At 66.2% G+C, this 22,151-nt stretch carries 26 protein-coding genes and 1 pseudogene; 16 read left to right on the forward strand and 11 right to left on the reverse strand.

What is annotated here, in order from left to right:
* The first annotated feature begins 426 nt into the window (after positions 1-426).
* The 4 genes from G6N13_RS04610 to phoU all read left to right on the forward strand — a co-directional run bounded on the left by G6N13_RS04610 (position 427) and on the right by phoU (position 5,577).
* Positions 427-1,422, forward strand: a complete 996-nt coding sequence (locus G6N13_RS04610) for an acyl-ACP desaturase (protein ID WP_163694990.1) — start codon at positions 427-429, stop codon at positions 1,420-1,422.
* A 26-nt stretch (positions 1,423-1,448) separates the two neighbouring features.
* On the forward strand, positions 1,449-2,582 hold the full coding sequence (gene dusB / locus G6N13_RS04615) for a tRNA dihydrouridine synthase DusB (protein ID WP_163701695.1): 1,134 nt from the start codon (positions 1,449-1,451) through the stop codon (positions 2,580-2,582).
* A 218-nt stretch (positions 2,583-2,800) separates the two neighbouring features.
* Positions 2,801-4,819, forward strand: a complete 2,019-nt coding sequence (locus G6N13_RS04620) for an LCP family protein (protein ID WP_163694991.1) — start codon at positions 2,801-2,803, stop codon at positions 4,817-4,819.
* Between the two features lie 92 nt (positions 4,820-4,911).
* Complete coding sequence (phoU, locus tag G6N13_RS04625; protein ID WP_163694992.1) at positions 4,912-5,577, forward strand: phosphate signaling complex protein PhoU; 666 nt, start codon at positions 4,912-4,914, stop codon at positions 5,575-5,577.
* A 75-nt stretch (positions 5,578-5,652) separates the two neighbouring features.
* Here phoU and pstB read toward each other — a convergent pair whose 3' ends face one another.
* The 6 genes from pstB to G6N13_RS04655 all read right to left on the reverse strand — a co-directional run bounded on the left by pstB (position 5,653) and on the right by G6N13_RS04655 (position 11,512).
* On the reverse strand, positions 5,653-6,429 hold the full coding sequence (gene pstB, locus G6N13_RS04630) for a phosphate ABC transporter ATP-binding protein PstB (protein ID WP_163694993.1): 777 nt from the start codon (positions 6,427-6,429) through the stop codon (positions 5,653-5,655).
* Between the two features lie 23 nt (positions 6,430-6,452).
* Entirely contained in the window at positions 6,453-7,367 is a 915-nt protein-coding gene (gene pstA / locus G6N13_RS04635; protein WP_163694994.1) for a phosphate ABC transporter permease PstA, read from the reverse strand.
* A complete protein-coding gene (gene pstC / locus G6N13_RS04640; protein WP_163694995.1) occupies positions 7,364-8,431 on the reverse strand; it encodes a phosphate ABC transporter permease subunit PstC in 1,068 nt (355 codons plus the stop codon). Before pstC ends, pstA begins: the two co-directional genes overlap by 4 nt.
* A 33-nt stretch (positions 8,432-8,464) precedes the next feature.
* Positions 8,465-9,589, reverse strand: coding sequence for a phosphate ABC transporter substrate-binding protein PstS (gene pstS / locus G6N13_RS04645; protein WP_179965079.1), 1,125 nt, complete (start codon positions 9,587-9,589; stop codon positions 8,465-8,467).
* Between the two features lie 151 nt (positions 9,590-9,740).
* Positions 9,741-10,709 carry a mycothiol synthase gene (gene mshD / locus G6N13_RS04650; RefSeq protein ID WP_163694996.1) on the reverse strand — a complete coding sequence of 323 codons (969 nt, stop codon included), beginning with the start codon at positions 10,707-10,709 and terminating at the stop codon, positions 9,741-9,743.
* On the reverse strand, positions 10,706-11,512 hold the full coding sequence (locus G6N13_RS04655; RefSeq protein WP_163701701.1) for a winged helix-turn-helix transcriptional regulator: 807 nt from the start codon (positions 11,510-11,512) through the stop codon (positions 10,706-10,708). The genes mshD and G6N13_RS04655 overlap by 4 nt, the downstream gene beginning before the upstream one ends.
* A 176-nt stretch (positions 11,513-11,688) precedes the next feature.
* Between G6N13_RS04655 and lmeA the strand changes: the two genes are divergently transcribed.
* From lmeA to G6N13_RS04690, 8 genes are all read left to right on the forward strand, one after another.
* Positions 11,689-12,519: a mannan chain length control protein LmeA gene (lmeA, locus tag G6N13_RS04660; protein WP_163694997.1), complete on the forward strand. Its 831-nt coding sequence runs from the start codon at positions 11,689-11,691 to the stop codon at positions 12,517-12,519.
* A complete protein-coding gene (locus tag G6N13_RS04665) occupies positions 12,516-12,932 on the forward strand; it encodes a thioredoxin family protein (protein WP_163694998.1) in 417 nt (138 codons plus the stop codon). Before lmeA ends, G6N13_RS04665 begins: the two co-directional genes overlap by 4 nt.
* A gap of 20 nt (positions 12,933-12,952) precedes the next feature.
* Positions 12,953-13,054 carry an Ms5788A family Cys-rich leader peptide gene (locus G6N13_RS26080; RefSeq protein ID WP_407663871.1) on the forward strand — a complete coding sequence of 34 codons (102 nt, stop codon included), beginning with the start codon at positions 12,953-12,955 and terminating at the stop codon, positions 13,052-13,054.
* A gap of 89 nt (positions 13,055-13,143) precedes the next feature.
* Positions 13,144-13,617, forward strand: a complete 474-nt coding sequence (locus tag G6N13_RS04670; RefSeq protein ID WP_163694999.1) for a DUF4395 domain-containing protein — start codon at positions 13,144-13,146, stop codon at positions 13,615-13,617.
* Positions 13,618-13,650: 33 nt separating this feature from the next.
* Positions 13,651-14,484: a sulfurtransferase gene (locus G6N13_RS04675; RefSeq protein WP_163695000.1), complete on the forward strand. Its 834-nt coding sequence runs from the start codon at positions 13,651-13,653 to the stop codon at positions 14,482-14,484.
* A gap of 2 nt (positions 14,485-14,486) precedes the next feature.
* Positions 14,487-14,789, forward strand: coding sequence for a DUF1416 domain-containing protein (locus tag G6N13_RS04680; RefSeq protein ID WP_163695001.1), 303 nt, complete (start codon positions 14,487-14,489; stop codon positions 14,787-14,789).
* A gap of 153 nt (positions 14,790-14,942) precedes the next feature.
* On the forward strand, positions 14,943-15,590 hold the full coding sequence (locus tag G6N13_RS04685) for a heme-binding beta-barrel domain-containing protein (RefSeq protein ID WP_163695002.1): 648 nt from the start codon (positions 14,943-14,945) through the stop codon (positions 15,588-15,590).
* Entirely contained in the window at positions 15,590-15,904 is a 315-nt protein-coding gene (locus tag G6N13_RS04690; protein ID WP_163695003.1) for a hypothetical protein, read from the forward strand. The genes G6N13_RS04685 and G6N13_RS04690 overlap by 1 nt, the downstream gene beginning before the upstream one ends.
* Before the next feature lie 274 nt (positions 15,905-16,178).
* On the opposite strand, the gene G6N13_RS24440 is transcribed toward G6N13_RS04690, so the two are convergent.
* The 3 genes from G6N13_RS24440 to G6N13_RS04705 form a co-directional block, all read right to left on the reverse strand.
* Complete coding sequence (locus G6N13_RS24440) at positions 16,179-16,427, reverse strand: ABC transporter permease family protein (protein ID WP_197746824.1); 249 nt, start codon at positions 16,425-16,427, stop codon at positions 16,179-16,181.
* Between the two features lie 159 nt (positions 16,428-16,586).
* Positions 16,587-16,757 (reverse strand): hypothetical protein, encoded by a 171-nt coding sequence (locus tag G6N13_RS04700; RefSeq protein ID WP_197746825.1) that lies wholly within the window; start codon positions 16,755-16,757, stop codon positions 16,587-16,589.
* Positions 16,758-16,953: 196 nt separating this feature from the next.
* Complete coding sequence (locus G6N13_RS04705; RefSeq protein ID WP_163695004.1) at positions 16,954-17,832, reverse strand: aminodeoxychorismate lyase; 879 nt, start codon at positions 17,830-17,832, stop codon at positions 16,954-16,956.
* A 40-nt stretch (positions 17,833-17,872) separates the two neighbouring features.
* Between G6N13_RS04705 and ygfZ the strand changes: the two genes are divergently transcribed.
* A complete protein-coding gene (gene ygfZ / locus G6N13_RS04710) occupies positions 17,873-18,964 on the forward strand; it encodes a CAF17-like 4Fe-4S cluster assembly/insertion protein YgfZ (RefSeq protein ID WP_163695005.1) in 1,092 nt (363 codons plus the stop codon).
* A 138-nt stretch (positions 18,965-19,102) separates the two neighbouring features.
* Positions 19,103-19,288, forward strand: coding sequence for a DUF3073 domain-containing protein (locus tag G6N13_RS04715; RefSeq protein WP_163695006.1), 186 nt, complete (start codon positions 19,103-19,105; stop codon positions 19,286-19,288).
* Positions 19,289-19,303: 15 nt separating this feature from the next.
* On the opposite strand, the gene purM is transcribed toward G6N13_RS04715, so the two are convergent.
* Together purM and G6N13_RS04725 are read right to left on the reverse strand one after the other, a co-directional pair.
* Positions 19,304-20,374, reverse strand: coding sequence for a phosphoribosylformylglycinamidine cyclo-ligase (purM, locus tag G6N13_RS04720; protein ID WP_163695007.1), 1,071 nt, complete (start codon positions 20,372-20,374; stop codon positions 19,304-19,306).
* A gap of 47 nt (positions 20,375-20,421) precedes the next feature.
* Positions 20,422-20,670, reverse strand: a complete 249-nt coding sequence (locus G6N13_RS04725; protein WP_235677932.1) for a DUF2461 family protein — start codon at positions 20,668-20,670, stop codon at positions 20,422-20,424.
* 29 nt (positions 20,671-20,699) lie between these two features.
* On the opposite strand from G6N13_RS04725, the gene G6N13_RS04730 reads away from it, so the two are divergent.
* Together G6N13_RS04730 and G6N13_RS04735 are read left to right on the forward strand one after the other, a co-directional pair.
* On the forward strand, positions 20,700-21,134 hold the full coding sequence (locus tag G6N13_RS04730; RefSeq protein WP_163695009.1) for a cupin domain-containing protein: 435 nt from the start codon (positions 20,700-20,702) through the stop codon (positions 21,132-21,134).
* 17 nt (positions 21,135-21,151) lie between these two features.
* A pseudogene (locus G6N13_RS04735) lies at positions 21,152-22,132 on the forward strand (NAD(P)H-binding protein); the annotation flags it as partial.
* Between the last annotated feature and the right edge of the window lie 19 nt (positions 22,133-22,151).

Below are 22,151 nucleotides of genomic sequence, written 5' to 3' on the forward strand. Positions count from 1 at the left end.
GTCTGCCCCGCGTATTCGTTGGTCGCCGAGGCGATACCAGAACCGACCACCGCCAACGCCGCAGCGGCACCAACAGCGGCAGTGCCAATGGCGACATGCTTGTCCACGTCTCACGACCGCCGGACATGTGCTTTACCTGTGCGTTTGGGTACTAAATGCTGGTGGCAATCAGTGCGCAAATAGTACTGTCGCTCCTGCGAGTGCGCAGTGCCGCGCAATCACGGCCACCACGGCCACCACGGCCACCACGGCCACCACGGCCACCACGGCCCACGATCCCGGTCTCGTCGCGATCGGGCCAGGTCAGCGATGTTTTACCGCAAGCTGGTGCAGACTGCGGCGACATGCCAAGTCAGGAGCTTGAATGTCACCGGGATACACAGATATATTGAGTGCAACCACTAGGAACAGATAACTGGAGGGTTCATGTCGCAAGACCTGACCGATCTTGATCTCCTGCGCCAGCTGGAGCCGGTGGCGGAGAAGCTCATCAATCGCCACCTCACGATGGCCAAGGACTGGAACCCCCACGATTACATCCCGTGGTCGGAGGGCAAGAACTACTACGCCCTCGGCGGCCAGGACTGGGATCCCGAGCAGTCCAAGCTGTCCGAAGTCGCCCGCACGGCGATGGTGCAGAATCTCCTGACCGAGGACAACCTGCCCTCGTATCACCGCGAGATCGCGATGAACTTCTCCATGGACGGTGCCTGGGGCTACTGGGTCAACCGGTGGACGGCTGAGGAGAACCGGCACGGCATCGCGATCCGCGACTACCTCGTGGTGACCCGCAACTGCGATCCGGTCGAGCTGGAAGAGCTGCGCGTGGAGCAGATGACCCGCGGCTTCTCCCCCGGCCAGAACCAGCAGGGCGATATGTTCGCCGACAGCCTGTTCGACTCGGTGATGTACGTCAGCTTCCAGGAGCTCGCCACCCGGGTGTCGCACCGCAACACCGGCAAGGCCTGCAGTGATCCGGTCGCCGAGCAACTGCTGGCCAGGATCTCCAACGACGAGAACCTGCACATGATCTTCTATCGCGACGTCAGTGAGGCCGGTTTCGATATCGCACCCAACCAGGCGATGACATCGCTACACCGGGTGCTGCGCAACTTCAAGATGCCCGGCTACACCGTGCCGGACTTCCGGCGCAAGGCCGTCATCATCGCCATGGGCGGCGTGTACGACCCGCGCATCCACCTCGACGACGTCGTGATGCCGGTGCTGAAGAAGTGGCGCATCTTCGAGCGCAACGATTTCACCGGCGAAGCCGCACGGCTGCGCGACGATCTGGCCGAGCTGATCAAGGAACTCGAAGAGACCTGCGACAAATTCGAGGAAGCGAAGGTCCGCAAGCTGGACCGCGACGCGAAGCTCGCCGAGAAGCGCAGCGCCAAGGCACTGGCAGGGGCGGCGACATAGGCGAACCCACCCAGACTGCCTCCGGGCTGCGGATCGGGCCCTTCGCCCTTCGCAGCCCGGTTGTCTTGGCACCCATGGCCGGCGTCACCAACGTCGCCTTCCGCACCCTGTGCCGCGAGCTCGAAGAGCAACGTATCGGAACCGTATCGGGCCTCTACGTCTGCGAGATGGTGACGGCCCGCGCACTCGTCGAACGTCATCCCGTGACCATGCATATGACAACGTTCGCGCCGCAGGAATCACCGCGCTCGCTACAGCTGTACACCGTGGACCCGGCCACCACCTACGAGGCCGTCCGGATGATCGTCACCGAGGACCTCGCCGACCATATCGACATGAACTTCGGCTGCCCGGTGCCCAAGGTCACCCGCCGCGGCGGCGGGGCGGCCCTGCCCTACAAGCGCCGCCTTTTCGGCCAGATCGTGGCCGCAGCCGTCCGCGCCACCGAAGGCAGCTCGGTTCCAGTGACGGTGAAGTTCCGGATCGGGATCGACGACGCCCACCGCACGCACCTCGATGCCGGCCGGATCGCTGAACAGGAAGGCGCCGCCGCGGTCGCGTTGCACGCCAGAACCGCGGCCCAGCGCTATTCAGGCACCGCCGACTGGGAGCAGATCGGGCTCCTCAAGGAGGCGGTGACCACGATCCCGGTGCTCGGAAATGGCGATATCTTCGAGGCCAGCGATGCCCTGGCGATGATGGCGGCGACGGGGTGTGACGGAGTCGTCATCGGCCGCGGCTGCCTGGGTCGGCCGTGGCTGTTCGCCGAACTCTCCGCGGCATTCACCGGCTCCCCCACCCCGACCCCGCCGACCTTGGGTGAAGTCACCGACATCGTCCGGCGTCACGGCGCGCTACTGGCCGACCACTTCGGCGAAGACAAGGGCATGCGTGACATCCGCAAGCACGTCGCCTGGTACCTGCACGGGTTTCCCGCCGGCGCCGACATCAGGCGGGCGTTGGCACTGGTCAAGACGCTTTCTGAGCTAGACATGCTGCTCGGCCGCCTCGATCGGGACGTGCCGTTCCCGGACGCGGCGACAGGGCCGCGCGGACGTCAGGGATCCGCGTCGTCCGTCACGCTGCCCGAGGGCTGGCTCGACGATCCGGATGACTGCACCGTGCCGGCCGGAGCCGATGTGATGAACTCCGGCGGCTGAACCGAGACGGTCTCGACATCTGGGCGAGCTAGCGGCCGGCGGGGTTGTCTCAGTACGCTGATGGTCTTGTCGTGTAGGCCACTGAAGTGGCGGACCCCCACCCAATACTGCTACAAGACATAGGACCGTTGACACGGCCGCGCATCGGTGCCCGGCCGGACCGGATTTGCAGGCCCATCGAGCCGCAAGACCGAACCAGAGTCGGAGGCGACTGGAACATGAGTGATGGCGGCAACGCCACGCCCGGCCAGCACCGCAGCCCTGACGAGGGCGAGCGGGAGACCCACACACCGCGACCGGCCGCCGGCGTCGAGCCGTGGGAGCGCGCCCAACCGATCACCCCCCGCCGGGCAGCCGACACGCCCCCGACGAGCGGTAATCACACCGAGGGTGTGACCGTGGCGGACCTGATCGCCAAGCTCTCTGGGGCCACCCCCGCCGCGGAGCCCACCCGCCACCGCGCCGAAGCCCCACCGCTCGATGAAGATCTCGCGGACGATTCCACCGACCTCACCGTGCCCATCCCGGTGGTCAGCGCCGCCTACGCCGCCGAAGTGCCCGACCTCGAGGCCCTCAACCGGGTCAGCGGGCCGCTCACGGCCGACCCCAACCCGTCCGCGACGCCTGCGCCGACGAGCACCAAGAAAAAGCGGACCAAGACGCGCAAGCCTGTCCTCGTGGCCGGCCGGTCCGCAGCGGCGATCTTCGCGGTGTCAGCGCTCGTTCTGACCGGGGGCGCCTGGCAGTGGCAGTCCACCAAGAACGGACTGCTGCGCAACGTCGCGGCGCTGGATCTCGACTCACGCGACATCGTCGACCCCAACGCGCAGTTCGGCGACGAGAACTTCCTGATCGTCGGGGTCGACAGCCGCACCGGCGCCAACGGGGAGATCGGTGCCGGCACCACTGCGGACGCCGACGGCGCCCGGTCGGACACCGTGATGCTGGTCAATGTTCCGGCCGACCGCAAGCGCGTCGTCGTCGTGTCCTTCCCCCGCGACCTCGCCATCACCCCGGCCTACTGCCAGGCCTGGGATCCCGACAGCGGCAAGTACGGCCCGGTGCTCAACAAGTACACCGGCGAGAAGAGCGACGACTACCGCTACACCGAAACGAAGCTCAACTCGGCCTACGCCTACGGCGGACCGAAATGCCTGGTAAAGGTCATCCAAAAGTTGTCGGGCCTGTCGATCAACCGCTTCATGGCGGTCGACTTCGCCGGATTCTCGAAGATGGTCGACGCCGTGGGCGGCGTCGACGTCTGCAGCACCACCCCGCTGTCGGACTACGAGCTGGGCACGGTGCTGGCCAGCGCCGGGCACCAGACGCTGGACGGGCACACCGCGCTGAACTACGTCCGCGCCCGCCAGGTCACCACCGAGGTCAACGGTGACTACGGCCGGATCAAGCGCCAGCAGCTGTTCTTGTCCTCGCTGCTGCGGTCGATCATCTCCAAGGACACGCTGTTCAGCCTGAGCAAGCTCAACAACGTGGTGAATATGTTCATCGACGACACCTACGTGGACAACGTCCGGACGAAGGATCTCGTCGACCTTGGCCAGTCATTGCAGGGCGTCAACGCCGGCCGGATCACCTTCGTCACCGTCCCCACCACCGGAGTGACCGACGCCGACGGCAATGAGCAACCGCGCACCGAGGACATTCGGAGATTGTTCGACGCGATCATCAACGATGATCCGTTGCCGGGTGAGAACGACACCAACGCGACGATCAGCCCGATGACCGCGGGGCAAAAGACACTTCAGGCCGCCAAGCCGAGCACCGTCGAGGTGCCGGCCGGCACCACTCAGACCGAGTTGGTCAATGCGGTGACGACCGATCCGCACGACATCAGCGTGCAGGTCTCCAATTCCACCGGCCAGGACGGGTTGGGCGCCACCGCCACCGCGGCGTTGCGCGAACACGGTTTTCATGTGCTGGACCCCGACAACTACACCGGCGAGGCGGTCAACACGACGACCGTCATGTTCTCGGCGGGCAACGAGCAGGCCGCCGCCACCGTCGCAGCCGCATTCCCTGCCGCGCAGATGGAGAGAGTTGACGGTCCGGAGAACACCATTCAGGTAGTGCTCGGACCTGACTTCAGCGCTGTGGGAACACCGCCGCCGAGCGGATCGAGCGTCAGCGTCCATGTGAGCCACAACTCCAAGAGCACCCCCACCCAGCTGCCGGAAGATCTCACGGTCACCAACGCCGCGGACGTCACCTGCGAGTAATCCGCCCAGGCATGGCGCGCGTTTGCTTTCATTCACCATTCGTTCACCCCGGCTCGGCAGACTGGGCAGGCTGCGGAAAGTAGGGTGAAGCCATGCGCACTGCGTACCACGAGCAACTCGATGCTCTCACCAATCAATTGGCCGACATGTGTCGGCTGGCCGGACTCGCGATGGAACGGGCGACCCAGTCGCTGCTGCAGGCCGACCTCGTGCTTGCCGAGCAAGTCATCACCGACCACGACCAGATCTCCACGGCCAGCGCCCGCGCAGAGGAAGCGGCGTTCGTGCTGCTCGCGCTGCAGGCACCGGTGGCCGGCGACCTGCGGGCCATTGTCAGTTCCATTCAGATCGTCGCCGATGTCGAACGCATGGGCGCGCTGGCCCTGCACGTCGCCAAGATCTCGCGCCGTCGCCACCCACAGCACGCACTGCCCGAGGAAGTGAACGGCTACTTCGCCGAAATGGGCCGTGTCGCAGTGGAATTGGGTAACAGTGCTCGCGAAGTTCTGCTGTCCCGGGATCCGGAAAAGGCTCGTCGCATCCGCGAGGAAGACGACGCGATGGACGATCTGCACCGGCACCTGTTCACCGTGCTGATGGATCGCGAGTGGAAGCACGGTGTAGCCGCGGCGGTGGACGTGACCCTGCTGGGCCGGTTCTACGAGCGCTTCGCCGACCACGCCGTGGAGATCTCCCGGCGGGTGATCTTCCAGGTCACCGGCCGGCTGCCCGAAGAAGAGGAAATCCCGACCTGCTAAAGGTACTGAGGGGCCTACCCTCAGCCTGAAAAACCCGGTATCCCAAAGGGATACCGGGTTTTCGTTGCTTTCGGACTAGCCGAATCGCCCGGAGATGTAGTCCTCGGTGGCCTTCTGACTCGGGTTGGAGAAGATTTTTTCGGTGTCGTCGATCTCAACCAACTGGCCCGGCCTACCGGTGGCCTCCAGGTTGAAGAACGCCGTCTGATCGCTGACGCGGGCGGCCTGCTGCATGTTGTGCGTGACGATGACGATCGTGAACTCCTGCTTGAGTTCGCCGATCAGATCCTCGATGGCCAGCGTGGAAATGGGGTCCAGCGCTGAACAGGGCTCGTCCATCAGCAGGACGTCGGGCTGCACGGCGATCGCGCGAGCGATGCACAGACGCTGTTGCTGACCGCCGGAGAGACCACCGCCGGGCTTCTCGAGACGGTCCTTGACCTCGTTCCAGAGGTTGGCACCCTTCAGCGAGCGCTCGGCGGTCTCGTCGAGCACCTTCTTGTTGCGCACACCCTGCAGCTTCAGGCCGGCGACCACATTGTCGCGAATCGACATGGTGGGGAACGGGTTAGGCCGCTGGAAAACCATACCGATGGTCTTGCGCACACCCACCGGGTCGACCCCGGAGCCGTAGATGTCCTCGCCGTCGAGCAAGACCGAGCCCTCGACCCGCGCGCCCGGGATGACTTCATGCATGCGGTTGAGCGTGCGCAGCACGGTGGACTTGCCGCAGCCCGACGGACCGATGAACGCGGTCACGTTGCGCGGGGGCACCGCAAGCGACACATCGGAGACCGCGTGGAAGCTGCCGTAGTAGATGTTTACGTCTTTGAGATCAAGCCGCTTGGCCATCGTCAGTACTCTCCTAAACCTGCTTAGACCTTCTTGGGGGCAAAGAATTTGGCGACAAAGCGGGCGCCGACATTGAGGACCGCGATGAGCACGATCAAGGTCAGTGCCGCACCCCAGAGCCGATCGGTCGGAACGGGATTGGCGCCCGCGCCGGCCGAAGTCTGGTCGTACATCATGCCGGGCAATGAGCCCATGAAGCCGTTGAACATATCGAAGTTCATCGCCTGCGAATACCCGACCAGGATCAGCAGCGGCGCCGTCTCACCCATGACGCGGGCCAGTGCCAGCATGATGCCGGTGACGATGCCCGACAACGCCGTCGGAATCACAATGCGGGCAATGGTTTTCCACTTCGGCACGCCGAGTGCGTAGCTGGCCTCGCGCAGATCCATCGGCACGATCCGCAGCATCTCCTCGGTGGAGCGCACGATCACCGGGATCATCAGCAGCACCAGGGCCAGCGATACCGCGAACCCGGATCGCTGGAAGCCCAGGGTCGCGACCCACAGGGCGTAGATGAACAGCGCCGCGACGATCGAGGGCACACCGGTGAGGATGTCCACCATGAACGTGGTGAGCTTGCCCAGCCGGGTGCCGCCGCCGTACTCCACCAGGTAGATGCCGACGAACACGCCGACCGGGATCGAGATGATCGCGCAGAAAAGTCCTTGCAGCACAGTGCCGACCAGCGCGTGGTACACGCCGCCGCCGTCCGCGAAGGCCGTCATTCCGGCCTGCGAATTCATCCACCAGGTGCTGTCCAGGACGGTGCCCAGACCCTTGGTGATCACCGAGTACAGCACCCAGATCAGGGGTACCACGGCGACAGCCACCGACAGCGTCACCAGAACGGTGGCGGTGTTGTTGGTGATCTTGCGGCGCAGGCTGACCGCCTGGAAGGTGGGCACCTTGACCGGCTTGTCCAGAGTCGAGGTCATCGGGCACCCCTTCCGGCCACCGCGGCGCGGGCCGCCGAGTTGACCACGAACGTCAGGATGAACAGCACCAGGCCGGCGGCAATGTAGGCCCCCGCCTTGTACTGGTCGTTGAATTCCGAAGCGGCCGAGGCGATCTTGCTGGCAAAGGTGTAGCCGGCGTCGAACAGCGACCAGCCGAACGCTTTCTGCGTGCCGCGCAGGATGATCAACAGCGCGATCGTCTCACCGAGGGCGCGGCCCAGGCCGAGCATCGCACCGCTGATGTAGCCGGACAGCCCGAACGGCAGCACCGTGGTCCTGACCACTTCCCAGCGGGTGGCGCCCAGTGCCAGCGCCGCCTCGATCTGGCCCCGCGGCGTCTGGACGAACACCTCGCGGCTGACGGCGGTGATGATCGGCAGGATCATCACCGCCAGCACGATCCCGGCGGTGAAGATGGTGCCGCCGCCGGCCACCGACGCATTGCCGGTGTCGAACAGGAAAATCCAGCTGAGGTTGGCATTGAGCCACAGCGCGAGCGGCTTGAGCACCGGAGCCAGCACGTACAGGCCCCAGACGCCGTAGATGATCGACGGCACCGCGGCCAGTAGATCCACCATGTAACCCAGCGGCCCGGACACCCGGCGCGGGGCGTACTGCGTCAAGAAAACTGCGATACCCAACGCGACCGGCATTGCCAGGATCAGGGCGAACAGGGAGACGAACACCGTCACCTGCAGCAGATCCAGGATGCCGAACTTCATATGGGCGGTGTCGGTGGTGACCCAGTTACCGCCGTAGGTGAAGAAATTCGCGTCGTTACGCCCCAACGCCGGCACCGCACGCCAGACGAGGAACAGGCCGATCGCGGCGATCAGCGCGATGACGAGAACACCGGAACCCTCCGAGAGCCCGCGGAAAATCCGGTCACCGATACGCACTTTGGCGTTTCCGGACGGGTTCGTCGGGATTGAGGGCTTCTCCGGGAAAGCTGCGGCCACGACTTCTCCGGAGCCAGCACTCACTGGATTAGGTCCCGGCACATCTTGGGTCACATTCACCCCATCGCTCACTGATCTCTCCATCGTCACCGCAATCGACCTGCCTCGCCAGCGCTGTTACTGAATTGCTTTGACGGCGGTCAGCAGTCGCTGCTTGAACGAGTCCGGCAGCGGGACGTAACCGGCAGCCGGAAGCCCGGCCTGACCGTCGTTGGCGGCCACGGTCAGGAACGACCTGACCGCTGCCGAGGTATCGGCGGGATAGCCCTTGGAGCACACGATCTCATAGGTCGCCAGCATCAACGGGTAGGCGCCGGCGGCCTTGGTGGAGTACAGCGCGTTCAGGTCCAGGACCAGATCGTTTCCGGTACCCGAGATCTTCGCGGAGTCGATCGCGGCCTTGGTGGTGTCATCGGTCAGCGCGACCGGTCCACCACCGTTGTCGATCTGGGCGACGGTCAGCTTGGCCTGGTCGGCGAAGCCCTTCTCGACGTAGCCGATCGCGCCCGGGGTGGCCTGCACAGCCTGCACGACACCGGCGGTCTTCTGCGCGCCCTCACCCGCGCCGCCCTGGAACTCCTTGCCCGCACCCTTGGTCCAGGTCTGCGGAGCGGCAGCGCCCAGGTACTTCTGGAAGTTGTCGGTGGTGCCCGAGGAATCCGAGCGGTAGATCGGGGTGATCTTCTGGTCGGGCAGCGAGGCGCCGCTGTTCAGCGCGGCGATCGCGGGGTCGTTCCAGTTGGTGATGGCACCGGTGAAGATCTTGGCGAGCACGTCGGCGTTGACCACGAGATTGTCGACACCGGGCAGGTTGTAGCCCAGCGCAACCGGGCCGAAGACCAGCGGCAAGTTCCACGCCGGGTTTCCACCACAACGCTTGGCGGCGGGGTCGGTCTGGTCCTTGGACAGCGCCGAGTCGGAGCCGGCAAAGTCGACCTGGCCGGCGATGAACTGGGTGACACCCGCGCCCGAGCCGGTCGGGTTGTAGGAAAGGTTCTTGCCCGGACACTTCTGGCCCCACACCTGGTTGAACACCGCAATGGCGTTCTGCTGCGCGGTCGAGCCTTCGGCGGTCAGGGCGTTCTTGCCGCCGCAGTCGGTCGCCGCACTGGACGAGCCGGATGCGTTCGTCGACGACGAACCGGAGTTGTTGTCGCTACCGCAGGCGGTGAGCGTCAGGCCGGTGATGGCCGTTGCTGACACGGTCACGAAGAACGCCTTGCCAAACCTGTTCAGATTCACCTATCCCACTTTCTCCAGTGTTGCCCTGTTCGCCCCAGTAGGAGCGCATGCATCACCCGGGAAGTTAGGCGGTGGGGGTGGACGGAACCCGCCCGGAATATGAATGGAGGGTGAACAGGTTGATGAACGCCGCGTTGCGGAATGTCGCTAACTAGCTGTGAGTGACATCTGTCTTAATATTCGCCGGCAATGTGGGTGAATAGGCGGTGTCGACATTCGACACAGCAAATCCCAGCCGCTCGTAGGTTTTGACGGCCGCGGTGTTATCGGCCTCAACGTAGAGCATCACTTCCGGAGAGCCGGAGCGCAGCGACCCGGGATTGGCATCGGGCTGATCCTGGGAGATCAGCCGTGCGGCCAGGTGGTGTAAACCCACGACGGTCAGCGCCCGGCCCAACCCGCGCCCCTGCGCGGCGGGGTCCACACCGACGACGTAGACCTCACCGAGGCCTTGCCGGCCGGCGGGCACCTTCGTCCAGTGAAATCCCAGCAGAGCGTCGCTATTGTCATCACAGGCAAGGAACAAGCCCTCGGGATCGAACCAGGACTCGCCGCTCCGTTCGTCGATCTCGGCCTGCTCCCAACCGCCCTGTTCGGGATGCCAGGCGAAAGCGGCGTTATTGACCCGCAACAATTCCGCATCGTCAGAGGTGCCCTGGTAGGTGCGAATGGTGATGCCGTCGGGCACGACCAGGGCCGGCACGTCGTACAGGCTCCGGCGCATCTGCATCAGTTCCCGAACCACGGCCAGCCCGAGCCCATCGGCCACCGCGCGCGCCGCCGGCAGAGTGCCGTGCGCCCAGAACCGCACGGCGCCACCGGCCTCACCAATGGCCGCCCGAAGCAGCCCCGTCCCGATACCGCGACGACGCGCCCGCGGATCGACGACGAGCTCACCCATGGCATCGGCACCGTCGCGCCCCGGCGCCAGATTGAGATAACCCACAATCGCCTCGCCGTCGTCGGCCACCAGATGCCTGGTGGTCTGCCGCGGCAACTCCCGCAGTACCTGCTCGCCCACCGGAGCGACGCCATCGGCGCCGGTGGCCGCTGCGATGAGGGCGCGCACCTGCTCCTGTTCGGCCCGGGACAGGGCGTCGTGCCAGTGCGGGGCGGTCACTGACTGCGAAGCGGGTGGGACATCGACCCTGACCGCACCGTATTTCCGACCGGCTCCGAGATGACGTCCTCGCCGTCGTCGACGCCGTCCTCGTCGTCCTCGGTGTATTCGGGCTCTGCCGCGGCGGGACGTCCCCGGGCTGGGCGCACCGCCTTGTAGCCGACGTTGCGGACTGTACCGATCAGCGATTCGTATTCTGGGCCGAGTTTGGCGCGCAACCGCCGCACGTGCACGTCGACGGTGCGGGTGCCGCCGAAGAAGTCGTAACCCCACACCTCCTGCAGCAACTGCGCACGGGTGAAAACCCGGCCGGCGTGCTGTGCGAGGTATTTCAGGAGCTCGAACTCTTTATAGGTCAGGTCCAGGGGGCGGCCACGCAGCCGCGCGGTGTAGGTGCCCTCGTCGATGACCAATTCACCGAGGCTGACCTTGCCCGCGCTCTCCTGGCTGGCCATGCCACCGCGGCGGCCGACGAGCAGGCGCAGCCGCGCATCGATCTCGGCGGGGCCGGTGCTGGGCAGCAGAATCTCGTCGAGACCCCAGTCCACATTGACGGCCACCAGACCGCCTTCATTGACGACGGCCACCACGGGCACCGACGTGCCGGTGGTCCCCAGCAGACGGCAGAGGCCACGCGCGGCGGCCAGGTCGGTACGTGCGTCGACGATCGCCACATCCGCGGTGCTGGCTTCTAGCAGTGTCGACACCTCGGTGGGCGCGGACCGCACAGTGTGCGCCAACAACGCCAGCGACGGCAGCACCGATTCCGGGTGCGGGTCGACTGTGAGAAGTAGCAGGTCCAACAGACTCTCCAATGCCCTGGATACTCAATCGTCGACAGCGTCGTCGCGTTGACCCACCAGACTCATGGGCGACATATGGCCGTTACCCGACCATGGGTCACATAACTTTAACCCCCTACCTGCTATTTAGCCGATCTGGCGGATTCGCCCCCGCCGCCAAGGGGTGGCGCGGCGGTATGCCGGCGACGGCCGTGAGCCAGAATGTGCAGGTGCGAAAGCTGCTGATCACCCTGGCCGCCACGGCGATCACCGTGGTGGTCGGGGCCGTCGGCGCAGATTTCGGGGCGACGATCTACGCCGAGTACCGGCTGGCCCGCACCGTGCGGTCCGCCGCGGGACTCTCATTCGATCCGTCGGTCGCCATCCTGGGCTTCCCGTTCATCCGCCAGGCTGCCCGCCACCATTTCAGTGAGATCGAGATCAAGGCCAACGGGGTGGACCATCCGGTGGTCGGCCGTGCCTCGCTAGAAGCCACCCTGCACAACATCGACCTCACGGAAGCGTCGTGGCTGATCAGACCGGATGCGAACCTGCCTGTCGGCAAGCTGGAGAGCCGCATCATCATCGACTCCGGCCACCTGGGCCGGTCCATGGGGATGAAAGACCTGATGGTCGAGGCCCCGTCCAAGGAGACCAACGACGCCACCGGCGGCACCACCGAGTCCGGCATCTCGGGCAGCAAGGGGCTGGTGTTCACCGGAACGCCGACGAAAGCCGGCATCGACACGCCGGTGAGCGTCGCGGTGGATCTGTCGACCGCCGGCCTCGAGCAGACCACCCTGGTCTTCACCGCCACCGACGTGCAGACCGGCCCCGGCACAGCCGACCGCCCGGTACCCGACGACAAGAAGGCCGCCGTGCTGGCCGAATTCAGCGGTAGCCTGCCAGGCCAGAAGCTCCCATTCGGGGTGCACCCAACCACTGTGGGCGCCCGCGGATCGGACATCATCATCGAGGGCATCACCGAGGGAGTAACCGTCCGCCTCGACGGGTTCACCCAGTCATGACCCCGTACCTCACCGCGATAGTCGCCATCGCCGCCGCCCTGGCCGTGGCCGGCCTGGCCGGCGTGCTGCACAACCGGCGTTCGGGAGTCGTGCGCGAGGCCGAATCACCCGATATCGACATCAGCGACCTGGCCCTTTCGGCGACCGGGCCCACGATCGTGCATTTCAGCGCAGTCTGGTGCGGACCCTGTGCGGGGGTTCGACGGGTGGTCGACCAGGTCTGCGCCGATATGAGTGAGGTAGCTCATGTCGAGATCGATATGGATGCCAATCCAGCTGCCGCACGCAGGCTTTCGGTGCTGTCATTGCCGACGACGTTCATCTTCGATGCCCAGGGCCGGCAGCGATACCGCACAGCTGGGGTTCCCAGGGCTGCTGACCTGCGCTCGGCCCTCGAACCTCTGTTGGCCTGAGACCCCGGTCATTGGGTAGCATGTCTGGCGTGTCAGCCCGTCTCGAGCTATCGCTCACCAAGCGTCGCGCAGTCGATCTGTGCCGCATCGCGGGTTGTTGCTGTTGTTGCTGTAGCTGCTGAGTTGCCGCGCCAATCTCTCGCGCCGCCACTCTGGAGCGGCCGTTGGTGGCCTGCCTCCGTCCAGCCCGATGAGCAACAGGAGTACATAAATGTCGACCAACACCATTACCATCGGCGCCCCCGCGCAAGTAGACGTCCGCGGCCCCCGCTTCGCGGCGTGGGTCACCACCGCCGTACTGATCGCGGTCCTGGCGATCTCGGGATTCAGCACGGGTGGTGCCGCCGCACTGCTCGCCCTGCAGGCTGTCGTGTTCGCGTTCGGAGCCGTGCGCGGACCGCGTCAACATCCGTACGGGTTGATCTTCGCCAATCTGGTGGCACCGCGCCTGAGCCCGGTCTCCGAGCGGGAGCCGGTGCCGCCCTTGAAGTTCGCTCAGCTGGTCGGCTTGGTATTCGCTGTCGTCGGCGTCGCCGGCTTCGCGTTCGGGGTGCCGCCGCTCGGCACCATCGCTACTGCGTTCGCTCTGTTCGCCGCTTTCCTCAACGCAGCCTTCGGCATCTGCCTCGGCTGCCAGCTCTACCCACTGGTGGCCCGGCGGCGTCCCGCTCCGAGCACCACCTGACGCTTACGACACGCAACGGAAAGGAACTACTTCATGGCACGCTCCGACGTCCTGGTCTCCACCGACTGGGCCGAGAGCAATCTCGACGCGCCGAACACCGTCTTCGTCGAGGTCGATGAGGACACCTCGGCTTACGAAGGCGGCCATATCGCCGGCGCCGTCCGGCTGGACTGGAAGACCGAGTTGCAGGATCAGGTCAAGCGTGACTTCGTCGACCAGCAGCAGTTTTCGAAGTTGTTGTCCGACAAGGGAATCAGCAACGATGACACGGTGATCCTGTACGGCGGTAACAACAACTGGTTCGCCGCGTACGCCTACTGGTACTTCAAGCTATACGGCCACGAGAACGTCAAGCTGCTCGACGGCGGCCGCAAGAAGTGGGAGCTCGACGGTCGCCCGCTGGTGACGGACGTGCCCGAGCGTCCCGCCACGTCGTACTCGGCCAAGGCGCCCAATAACGACATCCGGGCGTTCCGCGACGAGGTGATCGCTGCGATCGGCGAGAAGAACCTGGTCGACGTCCGCTCCCCCGACGAGTTCTCCGGCAAGATCCTCGCCCCCGCGCACCTGCCGCAGGAGCAGAGCCAGCGTGCCGGCCACATCCCCACCGCCATCAGTGTGCCGTGGAGCAAGGCCGCCAACGAGGACGGCACCTTCAAGTCCGACGAGGATCTCGCCAAGCTCTACGCCGACGCCGGCCTGGACGGCGAAAAGTTGACCATCGCCTACTGCCGCATCGGCGAGCGGTCCTCGCACACCTGGTTCGTGCTGCAGGAACTGTTGGGGCACAAGAACGTCAAGAACTACGACGGTAGTTGGACCGAATACGGCTCCCTGGTGGGGGCCCCGATCGAGTTGGGAAGCTGATCATGTGCTCTGCACCTAAACAAGGACAGACCCTGCCTGCCGGTGTCGACCTGGAGAAGGAGACCGTGATCACGGGGCGCGTCGTCGACGACTCCGGACAGACGGTGGCGGGTGCATTCGTGCGCCTGCTGGACGCCAGTGACGAGTTCACCGCTGAGGTGGTGGCCTCGGCGACCGGCGATTTCCGGTTCTTCGCCGCGCCGGGTACCTGGACCGTGCGTGCGCTGTCCAAGGTCGGCAACGGCGATGCCACCGTGGCGCCGTCCGGTGCCGGCATCCACGAGGTCGACATCAAGGTCGCCTGACGAGGGATGAGGTGGCTCGGGCGGCCAGTCCGCCCGAGCCCCGGATAGACTGACGAACGTGGTTCTTTTCTTCGAGATCCTCCTGGTCGCAGCGGTCGTCGTGATCACCTGGTTCGCGTTGTATGCGCTCTACCGGCTGATCACCGACGAGTCGTGAGTTCCGAGGAGATCGCCGGCAGCGGTGATCGCGCGGTCGCCGCGGCGGTCGAACGGGCCAAGGAGACGGCCGGCCGGAACATTCCGGTCTTCGATGACCTGCCGCTTCCGGCGGACACCGCCAATCTGCGCCTGGGCGCCAATCTGCACGATGCACTGCTGGCCCTCCTACCACTGGTCGGCGTCTGGCGCGGCGAAGGCGAAGGCCGCGGACCGGACGGCGACTACCGCTTCGGTCAGCAGATCGTCGTCTCGCACGACGGCGGGGACTACCTCAACTGGGACGCTCGGTCCTGGCGCCTCGACGAGAGCGGCGACTATCACTCCCCTGGGCTGCGGGAGACCGGCTTCTGGCGGTTCGACACCGACCCCGCCGACCCGAGCGAATCGCAGGCCATCGAGCTGCTGCTGGCCCATTCCGCCGGCTACGTCGAATTGTTCTACGGCCAACCGCTCACCCAGTCGTCCTGGGAGCTGGTGACCGACGCGCTGGCACGCAGTAAGTCCGGTGTGCTGGTCGGCGGCGCCAAGCGGCTCTACGGGATCGTCGAGGGCGGTGACCTGGCCTACGTCGAGGAGCGGGTCGACGCCGACGGCGGCCTGGTTCCTCATCTGTCCGCGCGGCTGACGCGACACGTCGGCTGATGCGCCGCCTCGCCTTCGGGGTCGCCACGGCGACCACCGCTATTCTCGCCGCCTGCGCACCGGCCCCAACCCCGTCGCAGCCGACGGTGATCAGCCCCGCGCCCAGCACCACCGGTGGCACGCCGACCACGACGAGCGCCACCACCAGCGTCAACCCGGGCGAGCATGGATCGCTGGGGCAGTGCCTGCACGAACACGGTGTGCCCGACTCGGCGGGCCCCGCCGTGCTGGGACCGCCGGCCGGCGTCGACCCCGGTGTCTGGGATCAGGCCCGGAAAGCGTGCTCGCCGCTGGAGCCGGGGCCCGCGAGCTGAGCGTCAGCACGGCTTTCGCATGAGATGTGTTGTGGTCGAACATCTTTAGCGGGAGGGCTCGTACCCTCGGGTCATCAGGGTGAAATCGGTGATCCTCATCGCGGGCGCGGCCGCTGCCATCGTGACGGCTCCTTCGGCCGCAGTTCAGCAGTGCCTGATTCGATGGTCCGCCCGGCGACGGCCAGTTCGCCGACAAGCTCGCGCACCTCCCCTACGAGCTCAGGATCCAGCGCGCTGGTGCTGCTGGCCGCCGGACAGCTCGTCGGGATAGGCGTCAGCCCTGGCGCAAGGCCGCGCGCACCGCGTCGACAGCACCCAGAACCGAGATCAGGCCGCAATCCTTTTGCAGCGCAACAAAATCCTTGAGCAGTGCCGAGGTAACCCGGCGTGCCGCCTGGGGCAGCACCACCAGCCGCATGGTCCGTTGATAGTTCAGCCCCAGGCCAACATTCGCCTGTTGCGACGGATGCACCGACTCGATGCCGGCGCGGAACACCTCGGCGACATACGCCGAATAGACCAAGCACCAGCGCCAAGCCGCCCAGCAGCACCGGGTTGTTCGGGACGCCCGACAGCCGCAGTCCCGGTAGTCCGCACCCGACGAGGTATAGGCAGATGATCAGCGGCAGCCCGCGGAACAGGTCGACATAACCGGTGGCGAGGCGTTCGGCGGCCAGGGCGGTCACTTGAGGACCGGCGCGTTGCCGGCTTCAGCCAGCCACTGCTGTTGCAGCTTGGCCAGCGTGCCATCGGAGCGCAGGGCGTCAACCGCACCCGACACGCACGACGTCAACGCGCCGCCCTTGTCCAGGACTGACCGCCTCGACGTGTCGCCGACGGGAACGCAGAGCATAGAGACCCGGTACGTAGGAGGCGATCCCCTTTGCCACAGGGACAACGAGTTCCATGCGCTCCCCCAGATGACTCGACGGCAGCCAACACTACTCACGAAGGTTACGCGGCCAGTGCAGAGTCTTTCCTGATCGTTAGCTGTGAACGTTGTTGCGATTCGCAAGCGCCACGCTGACACTGCGCATCGCGCGTCGCGTTCAGCGATCGCAGACGATCGCGGCGTCGACCAGCGCGGCGACCTCGGCGGCCAGCCGGGTCGGCGGCAACGGTTGACCGTCCAGCGTGTGCACCCGGGCTGCCAGGGTGATACTGGAGACCAGCCAAACCCCCTGGGCGGTAAGTAGATCCGATGGTCGTAGCGCGCGGAAGTCGCAGTCGTAGCCCTTGTCCCTGGCAACCTGGAACAGAGCTTGCTGGGTGGTTCCGCGCAGGATCGGGTACCACGGCGGCGGGGTGAGAAAGCAGGTCCCGCCGGACCCGTCATCGGCGGCGATCACCACCGTGGACCGCGGGCCTTCGAGCAGATATCCGTCGGAGCTGACGAAGATCACGTCCCCGGCTCCCTGTGCGGTGCCATGGCGCAGCGCGGCCATATTGACCGCGTACGACAACGTCTTGGCGCCGGCGACCAGCCAGGGCATGGCGTCGGCCGCATTGGTGCTAAGCCCCCGGCTGAGAACCACGGCGGCGATTCCCTCGCGGCGAGTGATGGCGACCCGCTCGGGCAGGGGATTGACCGTCAGGTACGCGGTCGGAGCCGGGTTGCTCTCGCGGCCACGGCTGTAGACCAGTCGCAGCGCGCCCTCGCCGGCGGTCGCAGAATTCCACTGTCCGAGCGCGATACCGATGGCGTGGTGCCAGGCCGGCAGGTCCGGTTCGGGCAGATCCATCGTTTTGGCCGACTGGACCAACCGGTACAGGTGGGATTCGACCAGGCAGGCGTGGCCGTCGCGCACCAGCAGCGTCTCGAACACGCCGTCGCCGCGCACGGCGGCCAGGTCGTCGGCGAATAACAGGGGCCGGCTCGGATCATGCACCTCGCCGTCGAGCGTGACGAGCGCTGATGGGCCAGACATGGTGCAAAAGCGTACTGGCAGTCACACGTAGAGTTGATGTGTGTCAGCCGTCCGCACCCCTGACAATTCCCCCGATGCCGGCGCGGTCTGGCATTACGGCGATCCGCTGGGCGAACAACGTTCCGCCACCCTCGATGCCGTCGTGGTGGACCGATCCAACCGCGCGGTCATCAAGCTGACCGGGGCCGACCGGCGCAGCTGGCTGCATTCCCTCTCGAGCCAACACGTCAGCGAGCAGCCGGACGGCACGTCCACCGAGAACCTCAGCCTCGACGGGCAGGGCCGCGTCGAGGATCACTGGGTTCAGACCGAGCTGGGCGGGATCACCTATCTCGACACCGAGGAGTCGCGGGGCGAGCCGCTGCTGGCGTACCTGCGCAAGATGGTGTTCTGGGCCGACGTCGCGCCCGCGGCCGCTGACCTTGCCGTGCTCTCGCTACTGGGCCCTGGCTTGCCCGAGTCCGCCGTGCTGGCGACGCTGGGGCTGAAAGAACTGCCCGCCGAATCGGAAGCCGTGCCCGTTGAGGGTGGCGGCTTCCTACGCCGGATGCCCACCGAACGAGGCCAGATCGAACTCGACCTGGTGGTCCCGCGCGCCGGCGTCGCCGACTGGCTGTCCCGGCTGGAGTCCGCCGGGGTACGGCGCGCCGGCGTGTGGGCCTACGAGGCTCATCGAGTCGCTGCGCAGCGACCTCGGCTCGGTGTGGACACCGACGACCGGACCATTCCCCATGAGGTCGGCTGGATCGGCGGGCCCGGGCAAGGAGCTGTGCATCTCGACAAGGGCTGCTATCGCGGCCAGGAGACGGTCGCTCGCGTCCACAACTTGGGAAAGCCGCCCCGGATGCTGGTTCTGGTCCACCTCGACGGTTCTGGGGACCGACCCGTCACCGGCGACCCCCTGCTGGCCGGTGGGCGTGTCGTCGGACGGCTCGGGACCGTCGTCGATCACGTCGACCTCGGCCCGATCGCCCTGGCTCTGGTGAAGCGGGGCATTCCGGCCGAAACCGCTCTGACCACGGGCGGCGAGCATGAGGTGGCCGCCGAGATCGACCCGGATTCAGTGCCGCCAACCGACGCGGTGGGCGCGGGGCGGCTGGCGGTGGAGCGGCTGCGCCGCGGCGCGCTGTGACGTTCACCCACGGGTGAACGGGCCTGCCAGCACATCGCTGTCGGGCACGGTAAGGTGTTGGCAGGACAATAACCAATACACAGATCGGAGCCGCCTGGATCCCGGGCCGCTCCGTTATTGCGCGAGGGGGTTCCCCCAATGGGCCGCGGCCGGGCTAAGGCAAAGCAGACCAAGGTTGCTCGGGAGCTGAAATACAGCTCTCCGCAGATCGATGTCGATCGGCTCCGTAAGGAGTTGGCAGGCTCGGGCGGGAGCGAACCCGAAAAGTCAGAGAATGGGTTGATCGACGACTCGTGGGCAGATGAGGACGACTGGCGGCCCTGAGCCGCCACCTCTGCACTAAAACCGTGGGTGTTGTCCCACGAGCTTGGCTCGTGGGCCGTCCTTACCCTTAGTGATAATGCCCAATGTCCAGCAACTCAGATGGCGTGCAGTCAGAATCGCCAGCGCGCGGTCGGTGTCCTCCGGCGCGACGACGGCGACCATGCCGATGCCCATGTTGAACGTTTTCTCCATCTCGACGCGGTCGATCCGTCCGCGCTGCTGGATCATCGCGAACACTGGCGCCGGCGTCCACGTCCCGCGGTCGAGCTCGGCGACCAGTCCGTGCGGCACAACGCGCTCTAGGTTGCCTGCCAGCCCGCCTCCGGTGACGTGGCAGAAGGTGCGGACCTGCGTCTCGGCCGCCAGCGCCAGACAGTCCTTGGCATAGATGCGAGTCGGTTCGAGCAGTTCTTCACCGAGGGTGCGGCCGAACTCCTCGACGTGTCCGGCCAGGTTCATCCGATCGATGTCGAGGAGAACCTTGCGGGCCAGCGAATAGCCGTTGGAGTGCAGGCCCGAGGAACCCATCGCGATGATCACATCGCCTGGGCGCACCCGCTCGGGTCCCAGTACATCGTCGGCCTCAACGACCCCGATGCCGGTCGCGGAGATGTCGTAGTGGTCGGGTTCCATCAGCCCTGGGTGTTCGGCGGTCTCCCCGCCCAGCAGCGCGCACCCGGCCGCCACGCAACCCTCGGCGATGCCGGCGACGATCGCGGCAACCCGCTCCGGGACGGTGCGCCCGACAGCGATGTAGTCCTGCAAGAACAGCGGCTCGGCACCGCAAACCACGAGGTCGTCGACGACCATCGCGACCAGGTCAAGGCCGACGGTGTCGTGCTTGTCCATCGCCTGGGCCACGGCCAACTTCGTCCCGACACCATCGGTCGACGCGGCCAGCAGCGGCTCCCGATAGCCACTACGCAGTGCAAACAGCCCGGCGAACCCGCCAAGCCCGCCACGCACCTCGGGCCTGGTGGCCCGCTTCGCCAGCGGCTTGAACAGCTCGACCGCACGGTCACCGGCCTCGATGTCCACGCCGGCCGATGCGTAGGAAATGTGGTGGTCTTCCTCGCGATCCGTCATCGCGCCTAAGGTTACCGGTCCCCGACCGCCGCCGAAACGCGCCGTCGTCAGCAGACGTGGCGGGACAGCCATTGACGTATGCCTGTGTGCCGGGTCAGCGCGGCCGCGTCGCGGTGGGGCCCGAACAGCCTGTCCGTCCCGAACTCGTCGGCCAGTTCAGCCAGCAGCTCCTCCATCGGCCCCTTGACCTGGCGGTCATAGACGCCGCTGTGCTCGCTCCAGTAGGCCGTGGAGTTATCGGCCGCCAGGCCCTCGTGGAACTCGACGGCCTCGATCGGCCAGCCGCGAAACCCCATGGGGACATTCTGTGACACCGTGAGGCCCCATGACACCGTTGCGATACTCACGAGTGGCCGTCCCCATCGCGCTGGGCACGATAATGCTGGTGCCGGGTTCGGCCGCGGCCACCCCGGCCGAGGGCGTCAACGGCATCGTCATGTCGCAGGCCACTCTCAACGGCAAGGACTACATCAGCCGCGAGATCACCATCGCGCCCGGCGGAACCACCGGCTGGCACTATCACCCCGGGCAGGTGTTCGGGGTGATCAAAGAAGGCACGCTGACCCATTACGAGGGTGACTGTTCCGTCGACGGCGTCTACAACCCGGGTGACGCCATCACCGAGCGCAGCGGGACGGGCTACGTGCACGAGGGGCGCAACGAAGGGGCCACCCCGCTGGTGATGTGGGTGCTCTACATCGACCCGGCCGGCAGCCCGCTGGCCGTGGATATGCCCAATCCGGGTTGCCCTTTCCAATAACGGGCAATCCTTTACCTATGACGCAGCGAACGCGGTGCCTCGTGACCGGCGCAACCGGATACATCGGTGGCCGTCTAGTGCCCCGCCTACTCGACGATGATGTCGCGGTACGTGCGCTGGCGCGCACGCCGGACAAGCTGGCGGATGTGCCCTGGCGCGACCGGATCGAGGTGGCCCGCGGCGATCTCAGCGACGCCGACTCGCTCACTGACGCGTTCACCGGCGTCGACGTCGTCTATTACCTGGTGCATTCGATGGGCACGTCGCGGGATTTCGCCGCAGAAGAGCGTCGGGCCGCGCAAAACGTGGTCTCCGCCGCCCGGCAGGCCGGAGTCCGGCGCTTGGTCTACCTCAGCGGCCTGCACCCCGAGAACGCGGCATTGTCAACGCATCTCACGTCCCGCGCCGCAGTGGGGGACATCCTGATCGCATCGGGTATCGAAACAGTCGTGTTGCAGGCCGGCGTCGTGGTGGGCTCGGGCTCGGCGTCGTTCGAGATGGTCCGTCACCTCACCAACCGGCTGCCGGTGATGACGACGCCGAAGTGGGTGCACAACAAGATCCAGCCGATCGCGATCTCCGACGTGCTGCACTACTTGGCCGCCGCCGCGACCGCGACGGTGCCGACATCGCGGACCTGGGACGTGGGCGGGCCGGACGTCCTGGAATACGGCGACATGATGCAGATCTACGCCGAGGTCGCGGGGCTGGCCAGGCGACGCATCCTGGTCCTGCCAGTGCTGACCCCACGGATCGCGTCGCTCTGGGTGGGTCTGGTGACGCCGATTCCGTCCGGATTGGCTCGGCCGCTCGTAGAGTCGTTGCACTGTGATGCGGTGATGGCCAACGACGATATCGACACGATCATCAAGCCACCCGCCACGGGCCTCACGCCGTACCGGCGAGCTGTCTCGGAAGCATTGGCCAGCAACGGATTCCAGCGCAGTTGGGACACCAGCGATGCCGCGCTGCTACCCAGCGATCCAGACTGGGCCGGACCCTCGCGGCCGCCGCGAC

Origin of the sequence: Mycolicibacterium sarraceniae (assembly GCF_010731875.1) — a bacterium.
Lineage (GTDB): Bacteria > Actinomycetota > Actinomycetes > Mycobacteriales > Mycobacteriaceae > Mycobacterium > Mycobacterium sarraceniae.